The sequence below is a fragment of the Trichocoleus desertorum ATA4-8-CV12 genome, from assembly GCA_019358975.1.
Classification (GTDB): Bacteria; Cyanobacteriota; Cyanobacteriia; order FACHB-46; family FACHB-46; genus Trichocoleus; species Trichocoleus desertorum_A.
Genome location: JAHHIL010000042.1, coordinates 25,757 through 51,729 on the forward strand (window position 1 = coordinate 25,757; position 25,973 = coordinate 51,729).

The window sequence follows — 25,973 nt, forward strand, 5'->3', positions numbered from 1 at the left end:
TCCACCACAAGCTATTAATTCCCCCCACCACGAGCAGCAAGGGCAGCATAAAGCCAAAAACACCCATGCACCAGCGCAGAACGGAATAAGAGCGCAGGATATGCGTGTCCAGCCGCTCGGGGGGATCAGTGATTCGCATAGTTGCCATAAATTCTTAGAAGGTCTCGTGATTCTAGATACGTACCAGGAAATTACTTTATGCTCGTCATTTAAGGAGGATCTTGATAATTTTTAGTGCATTGCGGCTTGATTGAATTATCTACGGCATTTTGTCTGCCTCACTATGATTGGATTGAAACTTTCCATATAAAACGCCTATTGGGGTGATTAGGCGGATGATTTTCGTATAACATCTCAAATCAAGTAGATAGACGGATACTCTCAATCTTTCTAGATTAGCCCCAGTCCCTGATTCGGCAGGAGTGCTGCCATCAGAGATCAAGATGTTGGGATCGCGAGCGAGATCGCCTCGGGAAATTGGTTGCATGCTGCTTCTGCTTTTCCGGGTCTAATGGCTGTGGCAGAGCTTGTTGGTGCAATCGTTCGTTGAGTTGCTCGATCGCTGTGCAGTCCTGCTCCGTCAAGCCATAGCTCTGATAGTCGCCCTCTGAATACCCCATTAGTAGGCGATCGCGGTGATAGAGTTCCGGTTGACCTGCCTCACCCAAGCGAATCTGGTAACCCTCAAAGGTTAGCGCTCTGAGCTTAGGCGTACCCGTTTTCTCCCGACTCCATATTTGTTGGATCTGGGGTGCAAGGCGATGAACATCTTCATTTTGTACCCTCAAAATATCCTCAAGTGGATCAGGTTCAAGCATCTGCCCAGTTATCGATTCAACCCCAAGACGCTCGATTTCAATCTCTCTTGCTAGCCGTTGCTGGAGGGCTGGGAGTGTGTAGCCTCGGCCTAGTTGGGACCCTGACATCCTTACCACTTCGCTTTGAGTATCCGCTTGCTCGAAAATGATGCCTGGTTTGTTGAGGCGATCGCCCCACCTGACTGAAATACCGTGGTTTTGCAGCAAGGCTGCTTGCAGTTGCTCGAGCCCTCGTCCTGGAATTGCCTCTTGGTCAATGGCGTCTTGCATCAGCACCATTACCGGGGGAACCCCAGTTTTCTGCCACGTCTCCATTTGTCTTCTAGTGGGCGATCGTCGTTCGATTTCGTAGGAGCTTTTTAGGGGAGTGTAAATCTCCTTGTGTCTAACCAGACAAATTTGACGGGAAATCAAAGATTCCAGCTTTGGTTTACACAAAAATCCGGACACTCTCGGGTTTCGGCAAGTTAGAAAACTGGCTGCTCAACATTGCTGGTTTATGTCTTGCCGGTGTTGCCTTCTTTCCGATGGAATGGCCCGAACCACAGGTGCTGTCGGTGTGTCAGGTAGCACCAGGCTTCGAGTCTTTCACTTCCAGTAAGTTGCTAGGACTGCCAATCTCAATCCATTTCGCGTCCGCTTCCGTTTTCTTCCTAACAATCACATTAGTCAACGTATTCACAGCAATGAATACTGTCGATATCATCAAAAATGAAAGGAAAAAGAACTTTTGGCGAAAAATCTTCAGAGTTGCCAGGTTCTTGATGCCGCTCTCACTAGCGCTTGTGCTGCTGCTAAGGATCGTGACGGGCACGAGCATCATTGGCGATCGCCTAGTCTTGTGGCTGGAGTGGGCAGGCATATGGGCATTCTCCCTGTACTGGCTGCTCAAGAGCATCGAGATCCTCAGTACGAAAGTTGACGTAGATGTGATCAACGGCAATGTGCAATGGGTATCCCCTTCATCTGCCGACGAGAAAGGACTGCCGCACCACAGACGTCATTTAGCTAAGAGAAGTAAACTACCAGGACAAAGAGCATAAGGGTTCCCAACAGCTCAACAAGGGTGAGCGCCTGGAACAGAGGTATACGCTATCGCTATGATGCAAAATTTATCGCCGTCTGTTGGGCTGTTGAGGAAAGGATGAATTTTCTCCTACGTGGTGAATTCTAAGTTCTATAGCTGAAAACTAGCAATGTGCTATAGAACCCATCTGGATCTTAGGAAGGGGCTGCAAGCCACTTGAGCATCAGCCTAACGAAACAGAGATTGATTTTGGTCGTGGCATGAGGTAAGGTACCCTCAAAGTTTTTTGCCTACTAGAACTTATTTAATAACCTAGTTCATTTGAGTGTTGAGATACTCAAGTACAACAACATGCAAGTGTCAAAATACAAGTTGATGTCAACTTATTCACTGAGAGTAAGCTCACGGTAGCAACACTGCAATGAAATACTACGCGATCGCTGCAATACTTGGATCAGCATTAGAGTCCTTGACCCTGACACCATGAACCGTTCTTTTCCACCCGATCTCCAACGAGCAATTCAGCAAAGCTTGCAAGACATTGCGTCCCAGATGGGGAAGTCACTGAACGAGGTGGCAGCCAAACAGTTGTATCAGGAGGCTGAGGCCCTGCTCAATCACGCTCCCCATGAACCCCTTACCTTGGCACGGGTAGCAGGAACGTTGCTGGTATACCAAGTGCAGGACACAGAACCGGAAGAATTAGAGTGGTTCAAATCTCAAGTGCAACAATGCTCTGGGGATGAGGAGATTGAGGAACTGATGGAGTCACTTCATCGAATTGACGCACTCTAGACTAAAGCCGCTCTGACATACACAGCAAAAGGTTGCCGAAAATGCCTCAATTCGGAAATGTTTGGTGCAGATTAAGCTTGCTTAGATTTACACATCACGAACTAGGGGTTATGAATCAAGAGGGCTTTTCACGCCTCGTCCGCCTCGATTGAAGACGTGAGTGTAAATCATCATTGTCTTCACATCCTTGTGCCCCAAAAGCTCCTGAACGGTTCGAATATCACACCCATCCTGCAACAAATGGGTCGCAAAACTGTGGCGAAGCGTGTGATACCCCACTCGCTTTTGGATTCCTACCGCTCGTGGGGCCTGCTTCACCGCCTTCTGAACACTGTGATGGCGGCAGCGCAGCCCGCTACACGGGTCGAACAGGATGCCGATAGAGGGAAAGACGTACTGCCAGACCCCCTCTAGCCCAGCATTAGGATATTTTCGTTCCAAGGCGTAAGACAGATACACCATGCCATATTCCCGCTCTAAGTCTTGCTGATGGGATCGTTTGGTTCGTCGCATCTGCATTTGTAGTGGCTCAATGGTGCGACTCAGCAGCATTGTCACTCGGCTCTCATTGCCCTTGGCGTTCCTTACCACTTGAGACTGAGCAAAATCTAAGTCCTTGACCCGCAACTGCAAACTCTCACTGAGCCGTAGACTGCTGCCATAAAGCAATGGCACGACCCATTGCGGCACACCGCTCATGCGATTGAAGATGGCATGCGTCTCCGCTTTGCTCAGCACGGTGGGCAGATAGCGAGAAAGTTTCGCTCGAATTGAGTTGATGGACTCATCCAGCTCCTGTCGCAGCACTGCACGGTAAAGAAATAGCAAAGCACTGAGTGCCTGATTCTGAGTTGAAGCAGCCACGTGTTCCTGGACTGCTAGATAGCTAAGAAACTGCTCGATTTCCGGTGCTCCCATTTCACTGGGATGGCGTTTGTTGTGGAAGAGGATGAAGCGGCGAATCCTCTTCCACCTAGCTCTCCTCAGTGGGGTAGGGGTAGTGCTTCATGTGAATGACATCGCGGACTTGCTCCAACAATTTTCGAGGTCGTGATTTCATAGGAGTACCCTAAATTCTGTCTAATCCCGTTTCTGGAGTTTAGGCAGAATCAAAGGTGAAAACGGAGCGAAGAAACGCTGAAGAATTCGGGCTAATTGCCGGAACCAGGGGTATTATACGGAAAATTCGTCGGGCTAATGTCCGAATTGGAGGATTAGACGGAACTGATTCGGGCTAATCACCTCTATAGGGTAGTTAGCCCGAATCAGTTCCGTCTAAACAATAGTTAGCCAGATCTGCGTTATCTGTGGGGACAATAGTTTAAACGATTTCTGTGAAAATATTTTCATAGTTGATTTAGGATTAAGGGTTTAGAGCCATGACTGCTGAATGGGACGGTATCACTAAATCAGAAGTGCTTCGGGACGATGAGGTTGTGATTCGCCATGCACTTGCAGATGCCGCAAAGCAATATAACTGGAAGAAAACCCTTAAAATTCTTGATGAGCGTCCAGATTTGATCAATTTGACTCGTCCTGATGGGCGAGCGTTATACACCCCTCTTCATCAGGCTGCACATGGGAATGCACCAGTAGAAGTAGTACAACAAATGATAAAAATGGGGGCATGGCGAACGTTACGGACTGCAGATGATGAAAGAGCAGTAGATATTGCAAAAAGAAAGAGTCATCAGCACTTGGTTCAGTTACTAGAGCCGGTTTACAAAACCCATATTTCTCATGCAAAACTTCAAAAGATTCAGAATCATTTCCATCAAATCATTCTTGCTTGAACAGGTGATTTGGTTCAAAAATCTGGGCTAAGGCTTCCAGAGCTAGAACCGATGCTAGAAATAGAGGAGCCTAAAATGTGGTTTCTAGTTCCTGGAATGTACGGTGGCTTCAGTTATTGGTTTGATGGTGAAGGGAAAAATGCAAAGTTGATCTCTGAGAGTTGGTGCCGTGTTGTGGGTGGCTCAGACCAACGTCATGAGATTACTAGCGAGGAGGGTAAGTTAGTTGACGAGGGCTTCGTTTAAGTTTACAAGTATAACCTTGCGGTCTAACAATCCCGTTGCATACCGCCCGTACAGAGTCTTTTCGTTGAGTTCGAGAGATTATTCGCGGCGGGTGAACGGGGTCGTTAGACCGCAAGGTTATGGGTGAGGGTGATACTTAAAACATCTCTGTTTGATAGGTAGCTTGTATGTAGCTTGCCTAAAAGAGAAAATGTCAAATATGTTTGAATTTCACGGATGGGCAACACTGCGCGTTGATTCTGTTGATGAATATGGAGATGAGGATGAAAAGGCATTACAAGCTTTTTTAAGCGAACTGCACCAACGTATTGAAACAATGCTGATTGATGGTGCAATTCATGTTGAGATTCGTAATGGTCTTCATACGTTGACCATTTTTGGGCACAACAATCATCGGCAAGAATCCGTTATTGACTTGTTCAGGTGGGTAGCTATGAATTCACGTGGTTCTTACGGCTTACTTTTCATACATGATGACGAGGATTACAAAAGGGGCGGTGATTACACCAACCAGTTTCGAGTATGGAAACTGGCATTGGGAGAGTTGGAAGAACTTGATGACCCTTTTCTCTCGCCTTATATTCCCACTGTGGAACTACCTTCTTGAAGGCAAAGGTTACAGCGATCTAGTAAATAAGAGTTATGCTTAACTACCTAAAGTTCTCCACTAGCAACAGATAAGCGGTCTAACGATCGCGTTGCACACCGACCGAATCAGGGCGATTGGAAGACCTCAAAAGTCTTGGCGGCGGGTGAACGCGATCGTTAACGCTATAACATTACCGAAAATGAGTGAAATTCGGCATTGTTTGAGTTGCGATCGCATGCAGTCACAGTGGTCGAACGCATACTACAAACAATATGGCACTGTCTGTTTTTGGCAATGTTCCTCACAAACTCAAAATCAAGAGATCGTGCCGACATGAATTGCTCTACCACTATTCCGGGCAATCGCTCCTCTGATTCAAACACTCTTGAAATAGACGAACAATGGCTACGGCCTCAGCTTCCGAGGCATGGGCGATCGCGTTTTGTAGTAATGTTTGGGCCTCAACGAGTGTCTCCTTTGCTTCTGGGTCCTCGTACAGTTGAATGAGTTCAGCCAGGCGAGCCAGCATCCCAGCACACTCTTCCCTACCAGTTGTCATGGGCGATCGCTCACACTTCCGCTAGCAATGCTTCTACTTTACTGAGACCCTGCAATTTCTCAATCCCCTGAGCTAAAGCTTTGACGCGCTTACCACGAGCGATCGCTGTATTTGATCACGCCCTCTTACTCCCCTCAGCTCATCCAGAGGGTTTTTCCAATTTAGTCCTAGTGGAAAATTAGCATCACTATCCGCTAGGGCTAAATTCTGCTGTCAACTACTTTCAGGCTTTCCTGAACAGTTTAGATACAGATCCCTTGAGGATATGAGGCAGTAGTTTCGGGCCTGGTAAGAAAACGATACCCAACTGCTGCATCAATCCGAGCGCATCGCCCTGCCCCCAATGCTCTACAATTTTGCCATTCTCCACTCGGTCAATATGCATGATCGATAAGCTAATTTGCTTACCTGTAGGCGGAAGTCCCTGAAACTCCCCAAGATGCGTTGCTGTGAACGTTCCCCAAGTCACCACTCGATTGTCGGAGACAACGACTTCATCAAAAATGTGCGTTCCCTGTTTGAAGGCTAAATAAAACGACATTCCAAACTGCTCAAATCCCTTCTTGTTCAAAGGTTCGGGTGCACCCGCTAAGTGAGCAACAAAATTTGGAGATAAAAGCTCTAAGGCTTGCTCCATTCTGCGATCGTCAAAAGCTTTGTAAAACTGGAGAACAAGGGCTTTGTTTTGTTCAGTCAGCATACTGAGTTCCGTTTTGAGCAGATTGTAGCGTGGTAGCCAGGAGAACTTGAACTAACCATTTAACTTCTCAATACCACCTCAGAGACGCGATCGCCCCCTCCAATGGTAACTCCGCAACCTCTAGATACCGTTGGAGTGCTTGTAAGCTGTGGTGCCCTGATATCTGCTGAATCACCCGCAGTGGCACCCCCGCGCTATTCATCTGGGTCAGTGCAGTTCGTCTAAAACTGTGAGTGCTAACCCCTACCAACCCCAGGCGATCGCCCATCCCTCTTAAAATCTCATCAACTGACTTTGAGAATTGCTTGATGGAGCTAGCGCATTCTAGAGCTAGCTGTTGTGAGTAAACTGCTTCAACTGAAGACCACTACTCTTGCTGACCACCATGACGCTTGAGCAACTCAATGATGACAGGAAGATTGGTTGAACGCTCTTCCTTGCCCTCACTGTTAGATTCAGGGCGCTGAAGAAACTCCAGTGAGCTAGTTGCATCATCAAGCGGCGTCCGACCTAAAACATCTTTGGCGTTGCTGTTTGCCCCCTGGGCAAGCAGCGTTTCTACAAGTGCAGGGCTATCACCCTGTCTAGCTGCAATGTGTAAGGGGGTGCGACCACAATCATTTTTAGCTGCAACGTCTGCACCTTTAGCAATTAATACTTCTGCAACTGAAGTTTGACCGTGGTAGGCTGCCAAGTGCAGTGGAAATGCTCCCCACTCGTCTAATGACCTGCGATCGCAGAAAAATCGATGGAGGAGATTCCCACTTCTTTTACTATCAACCTCAGCACCTTTGGCAATCAGCAATTCTGTAAGCGCTCGTCGGTCTGCTGCATTCTCTCGATAATACGACGTTGCAATTGCATGCAAAGGGGTGACCCTAATGAAATTCTTCACATTGGCATCGGCACCTCTAGCCAGCAAAAGTTCTACAACTTCCCGATTCTGCTGACTCGATACCTTATTTTCATCTCTGTCGATTGCCAACAAGGCTAGTGTCAGCGGCGGTGACTTTTGGCTTCGGTCCCAGTGGGTGCCGTTAATCTTTGCGCCTCGGTCGAGCAACATCTCTGCAACTTCTCGGTTGCCGAACCAAGCAGCACAGCCGAGGAGGGAGAAGGAAGGAGGCATATCCGGATCGGTGGGACTGGCGCAAATAGCGTTGGGGTTGCCGCCTTGATTTAGGTATTTCCTGACTGCATCAGCATTCCGAGCTTTTATTGCCTCACACAACCCTAAAGGAGCAATCCCCAGTAAAGTCTTAGCTGGAGCCGGAATAGAGGCTCCCAGCATGGCAAACAGGATGATAAAGCGAACGAACCAAATACTGAAAGCTGTTAGACCCACAATATTGACAACTCGCCAAATGAGGGGCAAGGTTTTCCGCACCGAGGACGAAGGCTCCATTAGCGAACGCATAACAAATGAAGATGACTGGCTGCCTAGGGACAACTACACACTATTGTGAAAGATTCCGCAAATGAGGAGTTAACTGAGGAGCATCAATGCCAAAGCTCTGCCTGCTTCTTTTTCAGGCTTTGAATGTGACGCATGATGACTGCCAAAGGATTAATCCCCTGTATGAGTAGCAATCCTATCCAGCAAAGCAGTTTGAGTTGGCTAAAAGCAGAAGGACGAGTGAGGCTTTCGTGGATCGCAATTCGGGCTTCATCCAAAAAGCTGTCGTATTCCTCCACAATGGGAGCGTCATGAAAGACCCGCCCATTAATGCCATTCACACCACTCACCCAATGGTTTCCCATTTGAATTCTATCGAGCTGAGCCACTTCCAGGTGATAGAGGTCGTGATAGTGAATCCAAACATTTCGGACTTTGACCCCTCTCTTCCCGATTTTGATGGGAATCAGGCTAATACTACCTAGTTCCTGCTTCAGCTTCACTGTTTTGGCATGATTGGTGCAATGGGCTAGCCCACCTTTCACCAGCGCCAGCAGTTTTCTGTGAAGGTGACTATACCAGGCGGCCCATTGTCCTTTTCCAGAAATGCCTGACCTCAATCGTTGATTCTGGTTTTGCTGAGACACGAGTGTTGAGTTGGAGGGTTCGTCTAACAACAGGGGCAGATAGTAAGGAAACCTGGTGAAGCACAGGGGCGATCGCCTCCAAGGCTGAGGTTCTGTTTGAGTGAGGCACTCTCTCAACTGTTGTTTGAGGTGATGACGCTGCTTGACTGACAAAAGTCTTAGCGATTGAAACGAAAGCTAGGAGGGAAGAGGAGCTTGGTTTAAGCTGATCAGTTACCACACTCATTAGCAAGACCAATGGCTCCTACTTCCCGTCTTTATGATGCGTTGCATGATTTTCTGAGTCAATGCCAAGACCGCTGGTGCGATGTTCGACATTTGCAAACGTTGTGCTGGATGATGGTCGGCATCATCCACCGTCAAAAGCTTCATCTCAATGGATTTGGGGTGTATGTTCTGAGCCGAGCCACCTATGCTCAGTCCCACCAACGACGCTTTCGCTGGTGGTTGTCCAATCGGCGCATTGACGTAGTATCCGTTCATCAGGAGCTGATGGCTCAAGCTTTGTCTCAATGGGGCAAGGAGCGACTGTATTTGAGCCTGGACACAACTGTGGTCTGGAATTGTTTTTGCCTGGTTTGGGTTGGGGTGGTCTATCGAGGACGAACCATTCCCATCGCTTGGAGAGTCGTCCGCTCAAGCGAGCAGTAGCGTGCGATTATGGACGATTCAGCGGGTGCTACGGCAAGCGGCAAAAGTGATGCCAGAAGGAACAACGGTCGTGTTGCTAGCAGACCGGGGTTTTGCCGATGGCAAGTTGATGAAGTATCTCAAGGAAACCTTGGTTTGGCATTTTCGCATCCGCATCAAACGCTCGTTTCAGTTTCAACTGTCAGGGAGTTGGTAAGTAGCTGGGACTAATTAAATATAAGATGATATAGATCCTCTAAACGGAGTTTTCTATCCATTTATGCCTGCTCCTATTCGGATTATCTTAAGCGAAGCAGAGGACTCCATGTTGAGCGAGTTGCGAGTTGCCCAAACGGTACCACAACGGACCCGTGACCGGGCTCATATGATCCGCTTAAATGCACAGGGGTGGAACGTCCCTGCGATCGCTGAAATTTATGAGTGTCATGAGCATACCGTTAGAGCCACGTTACGGCGCTGGCAAGCAGGCGGATTGAGTGGGTTATGGGAAGCGCCAAGACGAGGCGCGAAGGTGACCTGGAGTGAAGCTGACAAGCAACTGCTAGAGACGTGGGTTGAGTCAGATCCTCGCACCTACAACAGCACTCAACTCGCCCGTAAGCTGCAACAACAAAAGCAAATCATACTCTCACCCGATTGGATTCGACGGGTGATGAAAAAAAGGGCTTTCGTTGGAAACGCACCCGCCATAGTCAGCGAAACAAACAGGACTTGCTCCAGAAGCAATCCAAGCAAGCAGACTTAGAACTGTTGCAGCAAGACGCACAAGAGCAACACATCGAGCTGAAGTATTTAGATGAATCGGGGTTTTGTCTGTGGAGCCCGGTGAGCTACAGCTACAGTCGCATCAGGACCCAGAAATGCCTGGAGCAAACGCAGCAACGCTACGGGAGTCGAATTAGCATTTTGGGTCTTTGGCAACCGGATGAACGCTTCGAGTATGCCCTGGTACAAGGAGGATTTAAGAGCGCAAGCTACATCAACGTGATGGATTGGGTTGCAGCGAGAGCGGCTGAAACACTCCAACAAACGGGACGGCTCACCGTTATCGTGCAAGACAATGGACCCATTCACACCAGCAAACTCGTCCGTCACCAGTGGTCACGGTGGCAAGAACAAGGATTATTCATTTTCTTTTTGCCTGCTTATTGCTCACAGATGAACCCTATCGAAGGACAGTGGCATCAACTCAAGGCGCATGAAATTGCATGACGAATGTTTGACAATGAATATGACTTAGCCCTTGCTGTGATGAATGGTATGGAATCACGAAGTCAACAAAGTGGATATACGCTAGAGCGTTTTAAGTTTAAATTATCCTAGCTACTTACAAGGTCTCATCAGTCCGACTCCAACCCGGACAAGCCTACTTCACTCCCGCTGTCTCTTTGGGTGAAAGGAAGCCCTATGCCAATGTTTATCTGGCCTTTGCTCATGACCAAACCAGTGATGAGGATTGGGTGATTGTCAGTGACGAACCGACCACTTTACAAACCTTTGCCCAATACCGACTCAGGTTCCAAGTGGAAGAATCCTTTTTAGACCTCAAATCTAATGGCTTCAGCCTCGAGGCGTCACGCTTACGAGACAAGTTTGCGTTGACTCAACTGTGTGGTGTCATCGCTCTGATGATGCTGTTTCTGGTGCTGCAAGGCACTCAGGTGGTGACATCAGGCCAGCATCGTTTAGTCGACGCTTACTGGAGTCGGGGCATGAGTTACCTCAAGTTAGGCTGGAATTGGATTTGTCTAGCTCTCACTCGACAGTGGAAACTCTCTCTTTTTCAGTTTCTATCGAGTGCGCCCGACCCGCAACCTGCGATCGCTTCTCAACGACAACGTGATCGCCTCTTAAATCGTGAATTTACCGTTCTTAGCCGCATTCCAGCTTCTTAGTTTTGTCAGTCAAGCAGCTCCAAAGCCAGCAGGTGCAGTTTTCAATAGAATCACACGAATTGAAACACGAACCTTTCCAAGACTTGCATCATCGTCAACTTTGGACAACGAACTCACTGTCTGAGCACCGTTTACAATAGAAGCGCCCTTAAAACTAAATATTCCAGAAGAACGTGACGCTGCTCCTGCAGGTGCTTTGGCAGCCTCCTCAGCTACCAAGGTAATACCGTTGTTGAAGTACCAAAAGTTTTCAGGAGCAGTTGCTGCGGTCTGTTTGATTTGGCTGTTAACTTCAGTGCCACCTAGAGACTGTCGAATATTCTTAGCCAATAACCCTTTCCCGTGTGTCTTTCACCACTCCTTCAACTGCAAGCCATCCACTATTCCAAAATAAGCAGGGTATGGAGTGGCAACATATGACCAGTCCAATATATTAGCATCAAGAGTTAGATTGCCTTGAAAGGGATCAGAGGCAAGTTTAGAGTAAACTTCTGATAAACCCATGATTTCACTTGATGCAATAGCATCCGGATCATCACCATTTATCTCATCTAAGACTTTTTGAATTACTGACTGGCCATGTTTAGCAAGCGAACTTGCTCCAGTAGATATCAGTACAAGATGAACAGATGTTCCGGGTATATTGATTCTTATAAAGATATCGCTTAGTGGCCCCTGTAGCCCTGAATCAAAGCTTGTTTGGTCTTGTTCAATAACGTCCTTAACACCTTTCGTAAACGCGCCAATATCTTTGGCCTCTGGCTCCCCTGAGCCTTTGGAAATCCATTTTGACTGCACAAGTATGACTCTAGAGTCTGATGGATCGAAATACGCTGCATCTATACCGTTATCGCCAGAACCATCCCATACGGCTGTAGCTGCCTCCTTTTCACTGCAACCAGTTTGAAGATAGATAGCAAATGCTGCAAGGCATCGACTGAGTATTTTAGTCTCTCGTTGTGAGTCATTTGTACCGATCTTACTTAAATCAAGATGGGCCTCAAACATCTCAAGGAGCTTGCTCTTAATTTGCTTGACTTTCAACGATGACATCTACTGTTACTCCTAGAAGGTAATACAAAAAGAGAACGATTTGGTTTCGAGTGCGACTACATCTGAGAATGGCTTGCAACTCACTTGCTTTAGTCTCGCGATCGCCAACTACAAATTTTTTCGTTATCCTGCCCCACATTTTCGTCCATCATAATGAACCGCTCAGTTAGCTTCCTATCTTTGAATTCCATTCGTATCTCAACTGATCTAGTGTCGTCCTTGTCTGTCCAAATCAACGTCCCAAAACTTGGATCTTGATAAGTTAAAAAAGGCTGGTCGGGTGGTTTACTAATCTGCTCCTGAGTCTCCTCTGGGGATGAGCCAATAGGTACGGTAAGAATACGATTAAAAAGCTCACTGTCAGCAATGGCCTGTGGCAGCTCGCAAGGCTTGCCAGCAGGTACCAATGTTTTGCCATTGACAACAGTTGTTCCTGGGGACTGGGCAGTTGCAACTGTACTTGGGGTTGCAGGGGATGGGTTTTGAGTTGCTGTTGGCGTTCGACCACAGCCCAACAATGCCAAGGTAAACGCGATCGCAACTAACGGGGAATACCTCATACTTTTCACTCGTCAGGGCATATACAAAATATCACTGTTGGGGTTGAGGCTGCGGCGTTTGCGCTGGTTCAGGTTGTGGAGCTGGAGCGCTACCAACAAAACTACTCCAAAGTACTTGCCCGGTTAGACCTACACTGTTCTGCGAGGCATGACTCAAGAACTCCTCCTTTGACTGATAGGGAGCACCGTTCTTAATTGCTCTGATTTGGCTTTCGGTGACGACTCCAAACCGCTTTTTGATGTCATCGTTCGATGGATTGCCTGCCAGGAATTCATTAACCTGCTTCAGGGTTTTAGTATCTGCCACGGTGGATGTCACCTTTGGGGCACCGACACGCCTGAGATCAATGCCACAAGAGCCAAAGTTAGCTAGCCGCTCACCGGCGGTCGGATGTTTGGAGCGATCGAAAACTTCGCTTTTTTCATCCAAAGCTTGATTGACTACGGCATTATAGATGAGCTCATAATCTGCCTTGGTTGCCGCTAGCTGAGTCTGTAGGTTTTGAGGAAGCTGGGAAACGTCGCCGCTTAGGATGGCATTAGCATACTTGCGGGTCAGGATGGTATTGCCAACGCCATCTTCACCCAGTGCCATTACAGCAGCCAAATCACGCTTGAGCTTTTGCTGAAGTCCTGGGTCTTGCAACAACTTGCTGCTGAACATCCCCCCGATCGCGGCTTGGGTAAAAGTAGCTGAGTCGAGCTGAGCGATCGCTGTAGTCGTTTCAGCCGTTTCTCCACTTTCCGGTACTGTTGGGGGATTGGCTCGTCTCGCCCCGAATCGTCTACCCTACGAATCAGCTCTAAGGCTGTTCAGCATTTATAAAAAATTCTTCTATTCCAGATATGTCCAGCTTTAGAAATCCATCTTGCAAGGTAATAACTCGATAAATTAGCTCTGAATCACCAGATTCATCAGCTTCGCGTAGAATCTCATTCAACGTAATAATCAGAGCTTTTGTATTCCAGATTTTACGAGAGTTGTTTCCGGCGTTGCAGAATAGAAGTATGAATTGAGGCTATTCTTGATGCAATGTCCTGAGTGTGGCTCCACTCATATCCGTAAGAATGGGAAAAAGCGAGGTAAACAGAATCACATCTGCGTGACTTGCTCTCGCCAGTTCCTCGACCACTACGAGCCTCACCTAGGCTACTCGGATGAGGTCAAACGAGAATGCTTGAAGATGTACGTCAACGGCATGGGATTCCGTGGCATTGAACGAGGTCATTGCGAGTGCATCACACCACTGTGATTAACTGGGTCAAACAAGTGGCTCAGCATCTCCCCGATGCTTATGACCCAGAAACAGTTCCGCAGGTCGGAGAACTGGATGAACTGGAAACCTTTGTTGGGGCTAAAAAAACAAAATCTGGCTCTGGACGGCAGTTGACCACTTCACCTGTGGAATTTTAGGGTGGGTGTTAGGGGATCACAGCGCCGAGACCTTTACTCCCTTATGGGCAATTGTCGCTCAATGGCAGTGCTACTTCTATGTGACGGATGGATGGAGTGTTTATCCTGGTTTTATTCCAGAGGGTGACCAGATTGTGAGCAAGACCTACATGACCCGAGTCGAGTCAGAAAATACCCGCTTACGGCACTATCTAGCTCGTCTGCATCGCAAGACGTTGTGCTATTCCAAGAACGAGGAAATGCTGAGACACTCGATTCGCTTGTTACTTCACTACTTGAAATTCTGGGATGTACCTGTTCCAGCTTAGTTCATACCTTCATTCAGCAATGCCTTGTTTCCTTCCTCTAGTTTTTTAAGCAATGTCTCCAGAAACTCTAGCGTGGACAATGGATTTCGGTACGCTTTATAACTTAACCATTCAAGAAAATCATGAATATCGCGTCTCTCTACAAGAACTGGCAAAGCATTAAGAAATGCAACGACCAGTTCGTGCTGAATAGCTTCCCTATTACTCTCCTTGCCAAAGCATTCCTCAACTTCTTGAAGAACCAAGTCCGACATATTAGCTTGTTGTAAGATATTAATTAGTCCGGTATGACAAGCTGTTGTATGTTGCCGTTCGTCCAAATTAGATTTAAAGACTTGGGCAGCTCCTTTCCAAGCATCAGCATTAGTTGTTCTCAAAGTGCTAAAGAGCCGTTCTTGACTAATGTATCTCGCCAAACTAGCTAATGTTGCAAGACGACCCCAAACACTGCCAGCTTCTTCAACGCCCTCATTTAGAAGACGGTTCAAATATGGTTCAACTAGATTGAAATTTTCCCGATACTGATAGTAGAAACAAAGCTCTGCATACTCCCAAAGACGAGGTTGTGGCTCTTGAAAGACAGCAGCTAGCAATTTCCATCCAAGACTGGGGTGTTTATATATAAGAAAAGGAAGCCGTTCGAGAACAGGAATCCGCACGTAGATTGCCGGATCACGAGCAAGATGGTGCAGAAGAGATGGTAGTAACTCAGGCAGTTCCTGTTCTTGCTCTAAAAGCTTATTACAAAGGATCATTGCACTCTCAGCTGCAACACCACAAGGTGAGTTGATAGCAGTGGAGCGGAGATCTCGGCTATCGTTACTAGTCTGCCTATCGCTAGGAAATTTAGCACGAAGCCAAAAGAGCAATAACGTTAGGCGCTCAGCTGAGATCGAATTTTCTAGAACAACGCAGCAAGCTTCTAGGGCTGAACTAACTACTTTAAGATCTTTCCAGATGATGCGATATCGCTCTAGTAAGCAAAGCAAAGCAGATGCAAGCATACCTCCTTCAGGTAATGGCTCCATGGGTTCCCACGGCTTGCTTGGACTAAGATTGCTGAATCGGTAGCGTAGATGAACTGCAATACCTTCAATAAGAGCGTGTATGTGCTCCTGACACAAATTTTTCTCTATAAACCAAGGAAATAAGCTTAAAAAGCGTATAGGTTCAAGTGAACAGGCTTCACGTACAACACTTCTTACCTCACTAAACCCACCCACTAAGTCTCGATCAAACGGGTCTCGCATTGGGTATTGCTCGTAGTATTGCAATAAGCGCAAAAGAGCTTGATCCGAAAGCCTGAGTAAGTCTTGAGGGGAGAATGGCGGCATTACCAAACCACCAGAACTTTGAATCGTTGGTGAAGGTTGGGTATAGCCCAAACGATTTTGCCAAATGTCAATAAAAGCTTGGGTTGTCGATGTTCGAAATATTGAGGGAATTAAGGAGAGAAGGTTGTATGCCTTGCGAGAAGCCCAAACTACCACGTCATTGCTCTCATTTTGATATTGAAGAGAATACATGGCTATATTTTCAGTCCGTAATGCTGAAACAAGCTCTTGGTTAGTTGTTTGCACTGATTCAGAGATATAGGGGTAGGCCATCTGCATTAACTTCCCTAATTCATAACTAAGATCGCTCTCGTTAAGGAGTACTCGATCTTGGAGTTGAGCCTCTATCCCAAATATATTTTCTTCAAGATTTTCTTTGTAAGCTTGAATTAAGAGGTAACGAATGCCAGCTTCTTGACTGCCGCGTAGGCTTAGCTCGTTTGCCTGCCACCAAACGTCATTCTGCCGAGATCGCTGTTTCAGCGCTTCCTCTAAGGCACTGAATAGAACCTTAAGATTATCTCCAGAATGAATGTCTTGCCTGCTGTGCTTATATATCCAAGATGTATCACGCAAAAACTCGTTTTTCAGACTGCCTTCGTCGCAGTCCATAAAGCGGTTATTGCTCCAATCTTCTAGGCTAACTAGCGCTAGCGTTAGAAGCTTCTCGGACGTGACTAAGCGTTCTGCCAAGAAATTTTCTGTATAAAAAGTGTGAGGTGTACAACGCAATTTATTACGCAGGTCCAAGCGCCCCTCATGTTCAGAGAAAATGTCCTTAGTAATATATCTCCAGAGCAAATCATCCCCAGAGTTCGTAGCTTCCACCCATTGGCTAAGAGACTTGCCGAGCAAAGAACTGCGATCGCTGTTGGAGTATTGCACTAAGCTTTCTAGCAGTGATTGAATATCCTGGGTACTCCAAGCATTAAATTTGTCTAAGCCGTGGCAAATGATTTCAACAATATGTTGGTTGTCTATCCATTGACATACAATTGCTTCCTGCCATAGCTTAATTACTTCAGTTGGGTATTGATTTGCCCAAGCACCTAATTGCCAACAAAACTGTCGCAACCAGCCTTCTCGCTCCTGCAAGGCTTTGACCTCCGGCAACCAGTATTTTTGAAGGATTTGGAACCAGGCATTTCCATGTACACTTGCAAACAGCCGACGAAATAAATCAGGGTAGCTTTGAAAGATTCGGCGTAATAGCCGCCAATCTTCTGCTCCTGGTTCAATTTCAGCAAGAGACTGACAGATTAAACGTTTAACATGATATGCAACTTCTGTATGTGATAAAACTTCCCATACTTGATGCCTAAACTTACTTGGTTCATGGGTACGTAGAAAGAAGAAAAAAGCCCGGACTACTGGCCGAATGAAGGGAAGTTGAGGATATTCAAGAATGAACTGCGCTAAGGTTTTTCTCTCCGCCAGAGTTGCTCGAACAACAAGACAATCTATTAAAGTTTGATGGCTAAATGACAAAGTACCAGGCACAGGACTCCATAGAACCTCTTGACTAATTAGCCGTCTAACTACATCCTCGCTACACCGAAAAGTTTCTTTATGACAAGATTGGCTTCTGTGTTTCACAAAGTATTTTGCCATGTCCTGCAATGCAGTCATAGCACCATTACCTAAATTAGGATTTTGAACTACTACTTCCTCAACAAAGCTGTCATAGAGTTCGTAAGTTGATGAAGGATTTAACGCTCTACCAAGCTTTGCTAGTTTTTCATACATCTTTAGATTTTGAGGTGAGCTCAGCAATCGTTTAAGTTCGAGGTTAATACTATCAGGATTAATTCCCCAACTAACTAAAAAGCTTTTGACTACAGCATCAAAATCAAGTGGTTGCAAGTAAACTGTGTGTTGCCATGAACGCCCTCTAAGCAAAGGATCATATTGCAAATCAAAACTGCGGCAACCAGCAATTACTGTTACTCCATCAACTTTTTCCAAACGATCAACAAGCCCTAAGAAAACCTTAAGGGCACTGTGTTGTCGGCTTAAAGATAAAACATCAAGGGAATCGATAATGACAACGACTTTGCGGTAACTTGCTAAGCGGGCGCATTGGCCTACAATATCAGTTGGCAAACCTCTTACACTAAGATCTTGCTCATTATCTACATCAGTAAACTGATCACCTTTAATAAATAATAAGCTCCAAGAGCAAGACGGTCGTTCAATATAATCTGCCAGATCCAACAAAACACAGGTTTTACCACTACCAGGACGATCAGATAGTAAGATTACTCGACTCCCTTGTTCAATAAGCTCAATAACTTTGGATAACTCAGTTCGGACAATAGACTTGTTGTCGATTGTACGTGGCCAATGCCGGCCAATATTTGAAGCTAATTCAAAAGTTCTACAAATCTCTGCTTCGCTCAGCTTGGGTGCTAGACTCAAGCCATGTCTATTTAGTTCAGCTAATATATCTTCACGGGTAATTAAGTGCCTTGAATCCCTGAGATTGGTCTCGTGGCTTACTAGATAACGCTCTAATAAAGGCATAGCAAGCTCAGCTCTGGGTAAAATTCGATCCAGAGCTGACTGATTTTGCTGATCCCAATCCTCAAACTCATTAGTTGGGCCAAAGCCTAATCTTTGAGCTAGACTAAAAGCTACTTCCTCCGAACGCTCAAAGATTTTCGATAAGTGCTTTAGAGCTTCAAGCTGGTTCTTTGGTGCATTATGCGTAAAGGCAAAATAGTCAGGAAAATTTTTGCAAGCTTCTACTAAACTTTTAACTTCCCCAAACGGGGATCGAGAATAAAATTTAACTTCCGAATTCTGGCTGAGCTCTAACTGTTTACAAGCTTTTTGCAACTCTTTTTGCAAAGTTTTGTCTGAAAATCTCCAAGCTTCATGATCAGATTGATTCTTTTTTGCTTGGATAAAACATGCTCGCTCTTCCTCAAATAAAATAACTATGTCATCAACAGTAACCTGAAAATTCATTTCTGGTATTCCAGTCGAATTGACTTGAATGCCCCGAATAGAATCATCTTCTAGAAGGCGGATAAGCCAATGCAAAGCGACTCTTAGTTGATATTCATCACCTTGGCTAGAACGTTTCCCTGCAAGACTCATACATCTAGCAATTTGAATTCATTAAAATTTTGAAGAAAGTTGATTTTAACTACTAATTAGTTAAAGAGCTATAAAATATTTATTTCTTTAAAGATATACAGAAGGCACAAAGTAACTTCATATGCTGTAAAGTAGACCTCTTGGGGACGATCGTCCTTTGAATCCATTAGCTCTTTCCTCTCTGTCAGCTTATGTCTCCTGATGACTCCTCAGAGCAAAAAGACGCAATCTATAACGGCGAAACCATCTCTCAACCGCCTCAGCGCCGGACACGGCCCGAACAATTAGAGTTGCTTTGTGGTATCCAGCCTTCACAGGTCAACGTCCACAATGTCCTACTAGTGCTTGAGCTTAGGGGAAGCACTAGTAGGACATTGGAATTGTGAAAACTGTGGCTAGAGTGATAAATAGTTAATGGAGCGCGATCGCTTGACTGGAAAAACTATCCACTAGAAAATCGCTTAAGCGAGGAATCGGACGTACTTTGAGTAATGATACTACTCAGCTAGTCCACCATCTAAAACTTTCCCATGACTTGAAGCATCATTGGGCCTAGCTCAACGCTAGCCTCAGAATTTAGCTCGACCGCGTAGGCTTTGTCGTTTTTTAATTCAAGCTGAAAATGTAATGATGAGGATAAATTGGCACCCTGCTGACGTAAATATTCAATCAAGTTAGGTAAATTCTCTTTGACATGATTCTCTAAGTTTTTAATTGTTCTGGCATAACAATTGCACGTTACCCGAACATCTAAAGAAATGTTAGAAACTGAATAGCCACCTCCCAACAAAGAATATATAGTGCCGTCAGGAACTTGAATGGAAGTTGATATGCCATACTTCCGAAGTTGTGCGATATCCTCATCCGTTACAGGTGTATTCGCAAGCCTGTAACCTTCTGGCACTTTAAATAGTTCAATTGACCTAGGCCAATTATGGTGAATGATTTCAATTAGCCGTTGTTGGGACCAGCTGCCATGACCAATTACATCAAGCATATAAAAATTATCATCTGTCACACGCGCGAAAAGGAGTGGGCCTGTCCTTTTAATAAAGCCAGATTTCTCTATTGAGGTTCCAAGATGGAAATGATGAATTCCCCAATCATTTAATAGAGGATCAGGATCACCGGGAGAGCGAATTTTGTTTAAATGCGGTATTAAATCTTTTCCATGTTTCACTTTTTGACGAATCAGCTTAATTCCTGCTCGATACTTTTTGGGACAAGTAAACTCTTGAGAAACTAAAATCTTCCTTGGTTTTGATTCTATACGTCGCCGAAGCGTATTAAAGTATTGAATACAAGTGTCAATATTTGGATTGACAGAATATCCATCCTTTATCAATCTTTGGTTTAGGATATCTATCCAGTCTTTTTGAAAGTCAATTGTTAGACTTAATTCAGTATTATTCATTGAGGGATTGCTAAAGGTGTCCTTACAGGATAGCTAAACTACACTTCTAGCGAAATTGCCACAGTCACCTGTGAAATCCCATTGCCGCCCGTAAACCCCAGCCACCTAGAACCAAAAGACACCTGACTGACTCAGGGGGGAAAGAAGATATCATCGGCGTTAGCTCTGCACCCCAATACTAACAGTAGAAATTCAGGAGATACGATGGCGCGAGATCCTATCAAGCCGACTCCTCCACAATCTGCCTCAGTAGCTCAAGCTTCCACTACTCCAGCGGCCTCAGCCAAGCCTGCGAGCCCAGCCACTAAACCAACCCTAGGCCCCAAAATCCCCCAGGCTAGTCACAGACCTTCTCCCTTGAAAGAGCAAGCCCGTGATCTCAGGGGGCAACCTGACTACTCGCCAGTGCAAATCATCATTTTGAACGGGGCTTACAAGGGCAAATCTGTGGATTTGGGTTTGGCAGTTAACGAGATCATGCACTCGGAGACGGCGGACTGGGAAGCCCAAGATGGGGATGGCATTCGGGTTGGAATTAATTTCAAGCGCCTCAGCCCTCGCGACATCTCCCTTGCCCTAACCTATTACAGCGCGATCGAGGATGTGTCACATCTGGCAGAGAATCTCAAGCATCTCAAGGAGATTACTGAAGGTGAGAGCAGACCCCCACTCCTACTCTTTACTCAGGGCAGCATGCAGGCAACTGAGTGTGTTTGCACCTCCGTTCAAGACAAGTACTCAGAACCTCACCCCAAACGCAAAGGATTGCGACGGGTAGATGTAGATATCAAGCTGTTACTGGGAGGTGGCAAGAACAGTTCCTATGCGCTTGGTGGTCCCTTAACTAGCACTCCACTCGGAGATGAGCGGGCTCGTACCACCGAAAGAGAACGTGAAAAGCGGGGGTTTCAAGCCGTTGTCAAAACGCTGTTTGCCCCTTGCGTGGGAGCAGAAGGCAGTGCGGCTTTAGAGAAGCTGATTGAACAGAACAAGCTGAATGACCCTTCCGAGATCGCCAAGCTAAATGCCCCTACCTTTGTGCAAGCCGCGATCGCAGGGATGTTTTTCCCATCTCTACTACAAGACCCCAAGTTACAAACGAAGCTAGCGGGAAACCTAGCAGCAGAGATGGCAGTGAATCAAGACGGAGTGGGGAGAACGATCCTAGCTCGCAAGTTTGCTGAAGGACTTCTTACAGGTATTTTGCCTGGACCTAATCCAAATCCCACTTTGCAACAACAACTGGACTTGACGAAGCCAGATTATGACTTATTGCTGCAAGCTATTCAAACCCAATCCCTAGATGAGAAAAGCCCCTTGTTCGATCGCTCCAAGTATCCCACCGCCTCAGAGCGGCTGGCTCAATTCGGCTCCTGTGGGCTCAACCTCAGACGAGTGGGAACACCTGAGGCTAACACCAAAAATGACCCTGAAGTTCTACTACGAGTCAATAAATTCTTGGGTGACGAAAAGCCTTCAGATGAGGAGATCAAGAAGCGATTTGGGTTACAAAGTGATGCTCAGGTAAAACTCGTGAGGAATGGGGTTCCGTATCAGTCCAAAGAGCAGTTCATCGCTCACAATTCTCAGCTCAGTGCTGGCATAGTAGGCCATAAGCTTTGGGGTAGCTTCGTCAAAACTACGCCAGAGCCCCAACCGTCCGCTCCACCCGCCGAGTCGTAAGCGAAGCGCGAGAACGCAGTGTTAGCTTAATGGCTGGGCTCGTAGGCTTGGCTGAGGCTGCTGGAGTAATAGAAGCTTGAGTTATCAAGGTGGATTGTGGAGGAGTCGGCTTGATAGGACTCGCGCCATCACATCGCCTGGACTTCTGCTGTCAATATTGGGGCGCAGAGCTGATGATATCTTCTCTCTCCTGAGTTGCTCAAATATCTTTTAGTTCTGGGTGGCTGAGATTTACAGTTGGAGGACAAGAGGGCGATCGCTGTAGTTAGATTCAAGAATCACGACCATTTCTGCGTACTCCAACAAGTACACGCTTAAGATGAGCCACACTTTTTAATTTTCTTGTGTCGATGTATATCAAGTTTGTAAAGTGCTATATTCCTGAATAGTACATCGAAATATAAAATTATGGCAAAACAAGGGCAAGGTGATGGCGGCCAAGATATTACACTCTCGGCTCTCGAAGAGGATTTATTAACAGTCCTGCTTGGCAAAGAGCTTTACGGACTTCAGGTGATGAATGCCATGAACGAGGCAAGGCAGGGTAGGCGTCAAATTGGATTTGGTAGTTTGTATCCCACTCTCCATCGGCTCGATAAGAAGGGTTTGGTCAAAGCCCGTTGGGGGGATGAAGCTGACGAAGAGGCAGGAGGCGCACGTAGAAAATACTACAAGCTAACTGGATTGGGTGAGAAAGTGCTCAAGGAAACCCAGGAATACCGGGCTTATCTAGCAGGATGGCAACCCACCTTTCAGCAGTTCTTTGGATGGTCATTGGTATCTACTCAGTAAGGAGCCTAAGATGACGACACTAATAAGACTGATGATCATTTTGCTTAGGCTGCTAGGTACAACTACAAGAGTGAGCATTAGATTAGCGACAAAGCCCCAAGTTGTTAAGGTTTTGCTACCAAATAATTTTCCAGTCTGGCGGCAAGAAGTCCTGAACTTTACTCAGGAGCAATCCCAATATGTCAAAGACATGAGACATTACATCAGAACTTTGGATATGTCACGGTTTAGTGAAGCCGAAATCCAAGTTCTAACAAAACAAAAATTACAGCGACTTGAGCAGATGGAAGCTCAAGCTCAAGCGCTTAACATGAGAGTTCAAAGCCTGGACCAGGACTATCAGCACCTAGTCGCATCATTTGAGAAACTTGGTTTCAATGAAAAGCTAAGAGCACAACTACCTTATTGGATGGCTATTAAGCTGCCCGAAGACTGGCGTCAAGCACTAGTGGAGCGGCGCAGGCAGTGGGTAGCAGAACAACAACCACGGCTTATATTTTATTTCAAAACTGCTGAGGCTTTGTTGCAGATGATTTGGGCAGCTATCTTGATCAGATGCCTCAATTGGAAGTGGTTTGGCTTTCAGAAGAAGGTTGATGACTAAATTAAGACCCTGCTTGAATCGCTTAACTTTCAAACAGGGTCTTCAAAACACAAGCCAAATGCAAGCAACAACTCCACTTGTTACCTACTTCAACTTCATAATATGACAACGACCGACCCATCGACAAACAACAGCTTTGATTCCTGTTCAGCCGTAGATTTGAGCATTACTCAAGAACGCTTACGTCAAGCACATCACAGCTTTAACCTAGTCTTGATTGTGACCGCAGCTTCTGCTGTGATGAGTTTAGGTGGGGTTATAGTTCTATTTCTAGGGCACGGGGCGGAGGGAGCTATTACAGCGATCGCAGGGTTGGCTTCGACCGTGCACTGTATAGAGCTAGCCAGGGATGCGAACGATAGGCTTGACAGAGTGAGAGCTGAAAGAGACTGACGAGTAAGATTAGACTGATTTACAGGCGATCGCCTTGGTCGCTAAGCAATCGCTGCGCTTCCAAGATGAATGCGTCCACGCGAGCACTTAAACGATCAATTCGTGAGTCTGTTTGTCTTTGCTGATGTGCTAGAATTAGCTCTTGATCCTTGAGGTCTACTTAGATCTGCGATCGCAAATTTCTCACTCAACCTAAATACTTTACTGAACCTGATAAAGATAAAGGAGCTTGGACTGGGAAGGAGTATGTCAAATAGATTGTGTCAAGGAAAGAAAGCTAAAGGGAAAGACGATCGCCAAACTCAATCGCGAAACGGTTGAGGGCAGGTTTCCAGTCTCGAATCGGCATCGTCCATTTCTTAGCAATATTGTGAATCGCCAGGTAAACGACTTTCATCGCCGACTCATCAGTCGGAAAAGCACGGTGGTTTTTCAGAACTTTTCTAAGAGTCATATTCATTGATTCAACTGCATTGGTGGTGTAGATGGCTTTACGAATCTCTGGTGGGAAAGCAAAGAACGGGATAATTCGTTGCCAGTGTTTCACCCAAGACTTACTGATGGTCGGATACTGCTTGTCCCACTTCTCGGCAAACTCAAGCAGGCGTTGCTCTGCCTCAGTTTCCGTGGCAGCGGTGTAAATCAGGCGCAGGTCGGTCGCAACAGCTTTGCGGTCTTTGTAAGAGACATAGGAGAGGGAATTTCTGACCATGTGAACGATGCACAATTGCACGGTTGTTTTGGGAAAGACCGCCTCAATGGCATCAGGAAAGCCGGTCAGACCATCAACACAAGCAATCAGAATGTCCTTCAATCCTCGGTTCTGCAATTCGGTGAGCACGGAGAGCCAGAACTTGGCAGACTCGTTTGGGGTCATCCACAGCCCCAGCAGTTCCTTTGTCCCCGATAGGTTGACGCCTAACGCTAAGTGAATGGCTTTGTTGATCACTCGCCCATCCTGCCTGACCTTAACGACTAAAGCATCAAAGTAGACAATTGGGTACACCGAATCGAGGGTGCGGTTCTGCCAGAGCTTGCGCTCCTCTTCCACAGCATCGGTGACATTAGAAATTAAACCAGCCGACACTTCTACCCCGTATAGGTCTTGTAGTTGTGCCTGGATGTCGCGGACGCTCATGCCCCTGGCGTATAGGGACAGGATTTTGTCATCAAACCCGTCAAAGCAGGTCTGCCCTTTCTTGATGATCTGAGGTTCAAATTCACTCGTTCTGTCGCGTGGAATCGTGATCTGCGCCTCACCAAACTCGCCCTTGATGGTCTTCTTGCTGTGTCCGTTACGGCGATTCTTCGTGGACATAGGAGCAGGTTCAGCACGTTGCTGCTCTAGGTGAGTTTTCATTTCACCTTCCAAGCAGCGTTCAACCAAAGCTTTAGTCAGTTGCTTAAGGATGTCACCTTCGCCCAACAGATCTTCAGGGCTCTGGTAGCCTTTGAGCAGTTCATCGAGGATTTCAGGGGGAAAAGTCATAGGAGTGTTGTCTCAGGTTCAGTAGTTCATTAGATCTTATTTCTGACCTTTGACACAAAATAATTTAGTGCGACACGTTCTCTCGAAACCAATATCGATTGGGGGATGAGAGGCAAGGTCTCTGAACCTTGACAACTGATGTCTGATAAGGGTGAAAGTCCCTTCCTCCTGGTAGTGGAGTGACAGCATAACCCCCAGGTTCGCGACTCGCCATCAACGCCTGAAGCGGGGTTAAACGGCGGTAACTGGAAGCCCAATCTGGAATCCCGTCTAGCAAGCTGTATGGATACGCGAGGAATCCATGACTGAAGGATCGTGATTTGTGAGCGGTGAAATCAGGCTGAGACACCGCAGCCAAAAGGCAAAGGATAAGAGACAGGCACCTTAAATTGTGACCTGTAACTACTCTCAATAAACCCGGTCTAGAGTGGAGTCCTAAGTACAGCAATCATCAGACATCGGAACGTGGGAACCCCATTCATCTCTTTGGGAACGGTCGATACCCAGAGTCGGTGCTAACCAGATGGTGGATGGGATTGGGATTGTGTAAGAAGCCAATGCTTGAGGTAATGCTCAAGATATGCCGACTCAGATCTTGCACCTTGTGATGTGAACCTCCCATCCCTGCTGCTGTAACAGCCTTCGCTTTTGCTCAACTTCCTCAAGGAGCAGAGCAACCACCACCTCACACAGGCAGGCTTCGAGCACGAT

27 protein-coding genes and 1 pseudogene are annotated in these 25,973 nt (G+C 46.4%); 14 read left to right on the plus strand and 14 right to left on the minus strand.

From position 1 onward, the window contains the following. Positions 1-431: 431 nt before the first annotated feature. A complete protein-coding gene (locus tag KME12_21305; protein ID MBW4490325.1) occupies positions 432-1,232 on the minus strand; it encodes a hypothetical protein in 801 nt (266 codons plus the stop codon). Positions 1,233-1,243: 11 nt separating this feature from the next. On the opposite strand from KME12_21305, the gene KME12_21310 reads away from it, so the two are divergent. After that, a complete protein-coding gene (locus KME12_21310) occupies positions 1,244-1,861 on the plus strand; it encodes a hypothetical protein (GenBank protein MBW4490326.1) in 618 nt (205 codons plus the stop codon). 467 nt (positions 1,862-2,328) lie between these two features. After that, positions 2,329-2,640 (plus strand): hypothetical protein, encoded by a 312-nt coding sequence (locus KME12_21315; protein ID MBW4490327.1) that lies wholly within the window; start codon positions 2,329-2,331, stop codon positions 2,638-2,640. A 108-nt stretch (positions 2,641-2,748) separates the two neighbouring features. On the opposite strand, the gene KME12_21320 is transcribed toward KME12_21315, so the two are convergent. Then, positions 2,749-3,627: an integron integrase gene (locus KME12_21320; GenBank protein MBW4490328.1), complete on the minus strand. Its 879-nt coding sequence runs from the start codon at positions 3,625-3,627 to the stop codon at positions 2,749-2,751. Between the two features lie 392 nt (positions 3,628-4,019). Here KME12_21320 and KME12_21325 point away from each other — a divergent pair, with 392 nt between their 5' ends. The 3 genes from KME12_21325 to KME12_21335 all read left to right on the plus strand — a co-directional run bounded on the left by KME12_21325 (position 4,020) and on the right by KME12_21335 (position 5,286). Continuing rightward, the gene (locus KME12_21325; protein MBW4490329.1) at positions 4,020-4,433 is read left to right on the plus strand and encodes an ankyrin repeat domain-containing protein; all 414 of its coding nucleotides are present in this window, start codon (positions 4,020-4,022) and stop codon (positions 4,431-4,433) included. A 9-nt stretch (positions 4,434-4,442) separates the two neighbouring features. Beyond that, positions 4,443-4,679 (plus strand): hypothetical protein, encoded by a 237-nt coding sequence (locus tag KME12_21330; protein MBW4490330.1) that lies wholly within the window; start codon positions 4,443-4,445, stop codon positions 4,677-4,679. A gap of 199 nt (positions 4,680-4,878) precedes the next feature. Further along, complete coding sequence (locus KME12_21335) at positions 4,879-5,286, plus strand: immunity 7 family protein (GenBank protein ID MBW4490331.1); 408 nt, start codon at positions 4,879-4,881, stop codon at positions 5,284-5,286. Between the two features lie 331 nt (positions 5,287-5,617). Here the strand turns inward: KME12_21335 and KME12_21340 are convergent, their stop codons facing one another. The 5 genes from KME12_21340 to KME12_21360 all read right to left on the minus strand — a co-directional run bounded on the left by KME12_21340 (position 5,618) and on the right by KME12_21360 (position 8,723). Next, positions 5,618-5,827 (minus strand): hypothetical protein, encoded by a 210-nt coding sequence (locus tag KME12_21340; GenBank protein ID MBW4490332.1) that lies wholly within the window; start codon positions 5,825-5,827, stop codon positions 5,618-5,620. Between the two features lie 223 nt (positions 5,828-6,050). Then, positions 6,051-6,527 (minus strand): ester cyclase, encoded by a 477-nt coding sequence (locus KME12_21345; protein MBW4490333.1) that lies wholly within the window; start codon positions 6,525-6,527, stop codon positions 6,051-6,053. Between the two features lie 67 nt (positions 6,528-6,594). Further along, positions 6,595-6,795, minus strand: a complete 201-nt coding sequence (locus KME12_21350) for a site-specific integrase (protein MBW4490334.1) — start codon at positions 6,793-6,795, stop codon at positions 6,595-6,597. Positions 6,796-6,894: 99 nt separating this feature from the next. Then, positions 6,895-7,944, minus strand: a complete 1,050-nt coding sequence (locus KME12_21355; GenBank protein ID MBW4490335.1) for an ankyrin repeat domain-containing protein — start codon at positions 7,942-7,944, stop codon at positions 6,895-6,897. 83 nt (positions 7,945-8,027) lie between these two features. Further along, entirely contained in the window at positions 8,028-8,723 is a 696-nt protein-coding gene (locus tag KME12_21360; GenBank protein MBW4490336.1) for a hypothetical protein, read from the minus strand. A gap of 84 nt (positions 8,724-8,807) precedes the next feature. Here KME12_21360 and KME12_21365 point away from each other — a divergent pair, with 84 nt between their 5' ends. From KME12_21365 to KME12_21380, 4 genes are all read left to right on the plus strand, one after another. Further along, complete coding sequence (locus KME12_21365; protein MBW4490337.1) at positions 8,808-9,221, plus strand: hypothetical protein; 414 nt, start codon at positions 8,808-8,810, stop codon at positions 9,219-9,221. A 1-nt stretch (position 9,222) separates the two neighbouring features. Next, on the plus strand, positions 9,223-9,417 hold the full coding sequence (locus tag KME12_21370) for a hypothetical protein (GenBank protein ID MBW4490338.1): 195 nt from the start codon (positions 9,223-9,225) through the stop codon (positions 9,415-9,417). Positions 9,418-9,480: 63 nt separating this feature from the next. After that, a protein-coding gene (locus tag KME12_21375; GenBank protein MBW4490339.1) for an IS630 family transposase occupies positions 9,481-10,433 on the plus strand; the annotation gives its coding sequence in 2 pieces (ribosomal slippage) (positions 9,481-9,876 and positions 9,879-10,433; 951 coding nt in all). 413 nt (positions 10,434-10,846) lie between these two features. Next, positions 10,847-11,116, plus strand: coding sequence for a transposase (locus KME12_21380; protein ID MBW4490340.1), 270 nt, complete (start codon positions 10,847-10,849; stop codon positions 11,114-11,116). Between the two features lie 9 nt (positions 11,117-11,125). Here KME12_21380 and KME12_21385 read toward each other — a convergent pair whose 3' ends face one another. The 4 genes from KME12_21385 to KME12_21400 all read right to left on the minus strand — a co-directional run bounded on the left by KME12_21385 (position 11,126) and on the right by KME12_21400 (position 13,393). Next, the gene (locus KME12_21385; GenBank protein ID MBW4490341.1) at positions 11,126-11,446 is read right to left on the minus strand and encodes an AIPR family protein; all 321 of its coding nucleotides are present in this window, start codon (positions 11,444-11,446) and stop codon (positions 11,126-11,128) included. Positions 11,447-11,467: 21 nt separating this feature from the next. After that, the gene (locus KME12_21390; protein ID MBW4490342.1) at positions 11,468-12,169 is read right to left on the minus strand and encodes a hypothetical protein; all 702 of its coding nucleotides are present in this window, start codon (positions 12,167-12,169) and stop codon (positions 11,468-11,470) included. 89 nt (positions 12,170-12,258) lie between these two features. Further along, positions 12,259-12,729 (minus strand): hypothetical protein, encoded by a 471-nt coding sequence (locus KME12_21395; GenBank protein ID MBW4490343.1) that lies wholly within the window; start codon positions 12,727-12,729, stop codon positions 12,259-12,261. Positions 12,730-12,760: 31 nt separating this feature from the next. Continuing rightward, positions 12,761-13,393 (minus strand): hypothetical protein, encoded by a 633-nt coding sequence (locus KME12_21400; protein MBW4490344.1) that lies wholly within the window; start codon positions 13,391-13,393, stop codon positions 12,761-12,763. Positions 13,394-13,757: 364 nt separating this feature from the next. On the opposite strand from KME12_21400, the pseudogene KME12_21405 reads away from it, so the two are divergent. Next, positions 13,758-14,451, plus strand: a pseudogene (locus KME12_21405) (IS1 family transposase). Here KME12_21405 and KME12_21410 read toward each other — a convergent pair. Both KME12_21410 and KME12_21415 read right to left on the minus strand, forming a co-directional pair. Continuing rightward, positions 14,448-18,887, minus strand: coding sequence for an ATP-binding protein (locus KME12_21410; GenBank protein MBW4490345.1), 4,440 nt, complete (start codon positions 18,885-18,887; stop codon positions 14,448-14,450). The pseudogene KME12_21405 and the gene KME12_21410 sit on opposite strands and share 4 nt — an antisense overlap. Positions 18,888-19,404: 517 nt before the next feature. Further along, the gene (locus KME12_21415; GenBank protein ID MBW4490346.1) at positions 19,405-20,301 is read right to left on the minus strand and encodes a hypothetical protein; all 897 of its coding nucleotides are present in this window, start codon (positions 20,299-20,301) and stop codon (positions 19,405-19,407) included. A 204-nt stretch (positions 20,302-20,505) separates the two neighbouring features. On the opposite strand from KME12_21415, the gene KME12_21420 reads away from it, so the two are divergent. From KME12_21420 to KME12_21435, 4 genes are all read left to right on the plus strand, one after another. After that, complete coding sequence (locus KME12_21420; GenBank protein ID MBW4490347.1) at positions 20,506-21,984, plus strand: hypothetical protein; 1,479 nt, start codon at positions 20,506-20,508, stop codon at positions 21,982-21,984. 408 nt (positions 21,985-22,392) lie between these two features. Beyond that, complete coding sequence (locus tag KME12_21425) at positions 22,393-22,776, plus strand: PadR family transcriptional regulator (GenBank protein MBW4490348.1); 384 nt, start codon at positions 22,393-22,395, stop codon at positions 22,774-22,776. Then, positions 22,748-23,380 (plus strand): hypothetical protein, encoded by a 633-nt coding sequence (locus KME12_21430; GenBank protein MBW4490349.1) that lies wholly within the window; start codon positions 22,748-22,750, stop codon positions 23,378-23,380. Before KME12_21425 ends, KME12_21430 begins: the two co-directional genes overlap by 29 nt. A gap of 102 nt (positions 23,381-23,482) precedes the next feature. After that, positions 23,483-23,773, plus strand: a complete 291-nt coding sequence (locus KME12_21435; GenBank protein MBW4490350.1) for a hypothetical protein — start codon at positions 23,483-23,485, stop codon at positions 23,771-23,773. A gap of 277 nt (positions 23,774-24,050) precedes the next feature. Here KME12_21435 and KME12_21440 read toward each other — a convergent pair whose 3' ends face one another. Further along, positions 24,051-25,262, minus strand: a complete 1,212-nt coding sequence (locus tag KME12_21440) for an IS256 family transposase (GenBank protein ID MBW4490351.1) — start codon at positions 25,260-25,262, stop codon at positions 24,051-24,053. Positions 25,263-25,973: the final 711 nt, after the last annotated feature.

What these genes read in the sequence shown, in the direction of transcription:
- KME12_21410 (MBW4490345.1), bottom strand. Translation starts at nt 18,887, where the DNA reads ATGAGTCTTGCAGGGAAACGTTCTAGCCAAGGTGATGAATATCAACTA.
- KME12_21350 (MBW4490334.1), bottom strand. Translation starts at nt 6,795, where the DNA reads ATGGGCGATCGCCTGGGGTTGGTAGGGGTTAGCACTCACAGTTTTAGA.
- KME12_21400 (MBW4490344.1), bottom strand. Translation starts at nt 13,393, where the DNA reads ATGTTCAGCAGCAAGTTGTTGCAAGACCCAGGACTTCAGCAAAAGCTC.
- KME12_21390 (MBW4490342.1), bottom strand. Translation starts at nt 12,169, where the DNA reads ATGTCATCGTTGAAAGTCAAGCAAATTAAGAGCAAGCTCCTTGAGATG.
- KME12_21315 (MBW4490327.1), top strand. Translation starts at nt 2,329, where the DNA reads ATGAACCGTTCTTTTCCACCCGATCTCCAACGAGCAATTCAGCAAAGC.
- KME12_21415 (MBW4490346.1), bottom strand. Translation starts at nt 20,301, where the DNA reads ATGAATAATACTGAATTAAGTCTAACAATTGACTTTCAAAAAGACTGG.
- KME12_21440 (MBW4490351.1), bottom strand. Translation starts at nt 25,262, where the DNA reads ATGACTTTTCCCCCTGAAATCCTCGATGAACTGCTCAAAGGCTACCAG.
- KME12_21355 (MBW4490335.1), bottom strand. Translation starts at nt 7,944, where the DNA reads ATGCGTTCGCTAATGGAGCCTTCGTCCTCGGTGCGGAAAACCTTGCCC.
- KME12_21335 (MBW4490331.1), top strand. Translation starts at nt 4,879, where the DNA reads ATGTTTGAATTTCACGGATGGGCAACACTGCGCGTTGATTCTGTTGAT.
- KME12_21395 (MBW4490343.1), bottom strand. Translation starts at nt 12,729, where the DNA reads ATGAGGTATTCCCCGTTAGTTGCGATCGCGTTTACCTTGGCATTGTTG.
- KME12_21435 (MBW4490350.1), top strand. Translation starts at nt 23,483, where the DNA reads ATGACAACGACCGACCCATCGACAAACAACAGCTTTGATTCCTGTTCA.
- KME12_21345 (MBW4490333.1), bottom strand. Translation starts at nt 6,527, where the DNA reads ATGCTGACTGAACAAAACAAAGCCCTTGTTCTCCAGTTTTACAAAGCT.
- KME12_21420 (MBW4490347.1), top strand. Translation starts at nt 20,506, where the DNA reads ATGGCGCGAGATCCTATCAAGCCGACTCCTCCACAATCTGCCTCAGTA.
- KME12_21425 (MBW4490348.1), top strand. Translation starts at nt 22,393, where the DNA reads ATGGCAAAACAAGGGCAAGGTGATGGCGGCCAAGATATTACACTCTCG.
- KME12_21340 (MBW4490332.1), bottom strand. Translation starts at nt 5,827, where the DNA reads ATGACAACTGGTAGGGAAGAGTGTGCTGGGATGCTGGCTCGCCTGGCT.
- KME12_21365 (MBW4490337.1), top strand. Translation starts at nt 8,808, where the DNA reads ATGGCTCCTACTTCCCGTCTTTATGATGCGTTGCATGATTTTCTGAGT.
- KME12_21325 (MBW4490329.1), top strand. Translation starts at nt 4,020, where the DNA reads ATGACTGCTGAATGGGACGGTATCACTAAATCAGAAGTGCTTCGGGAC.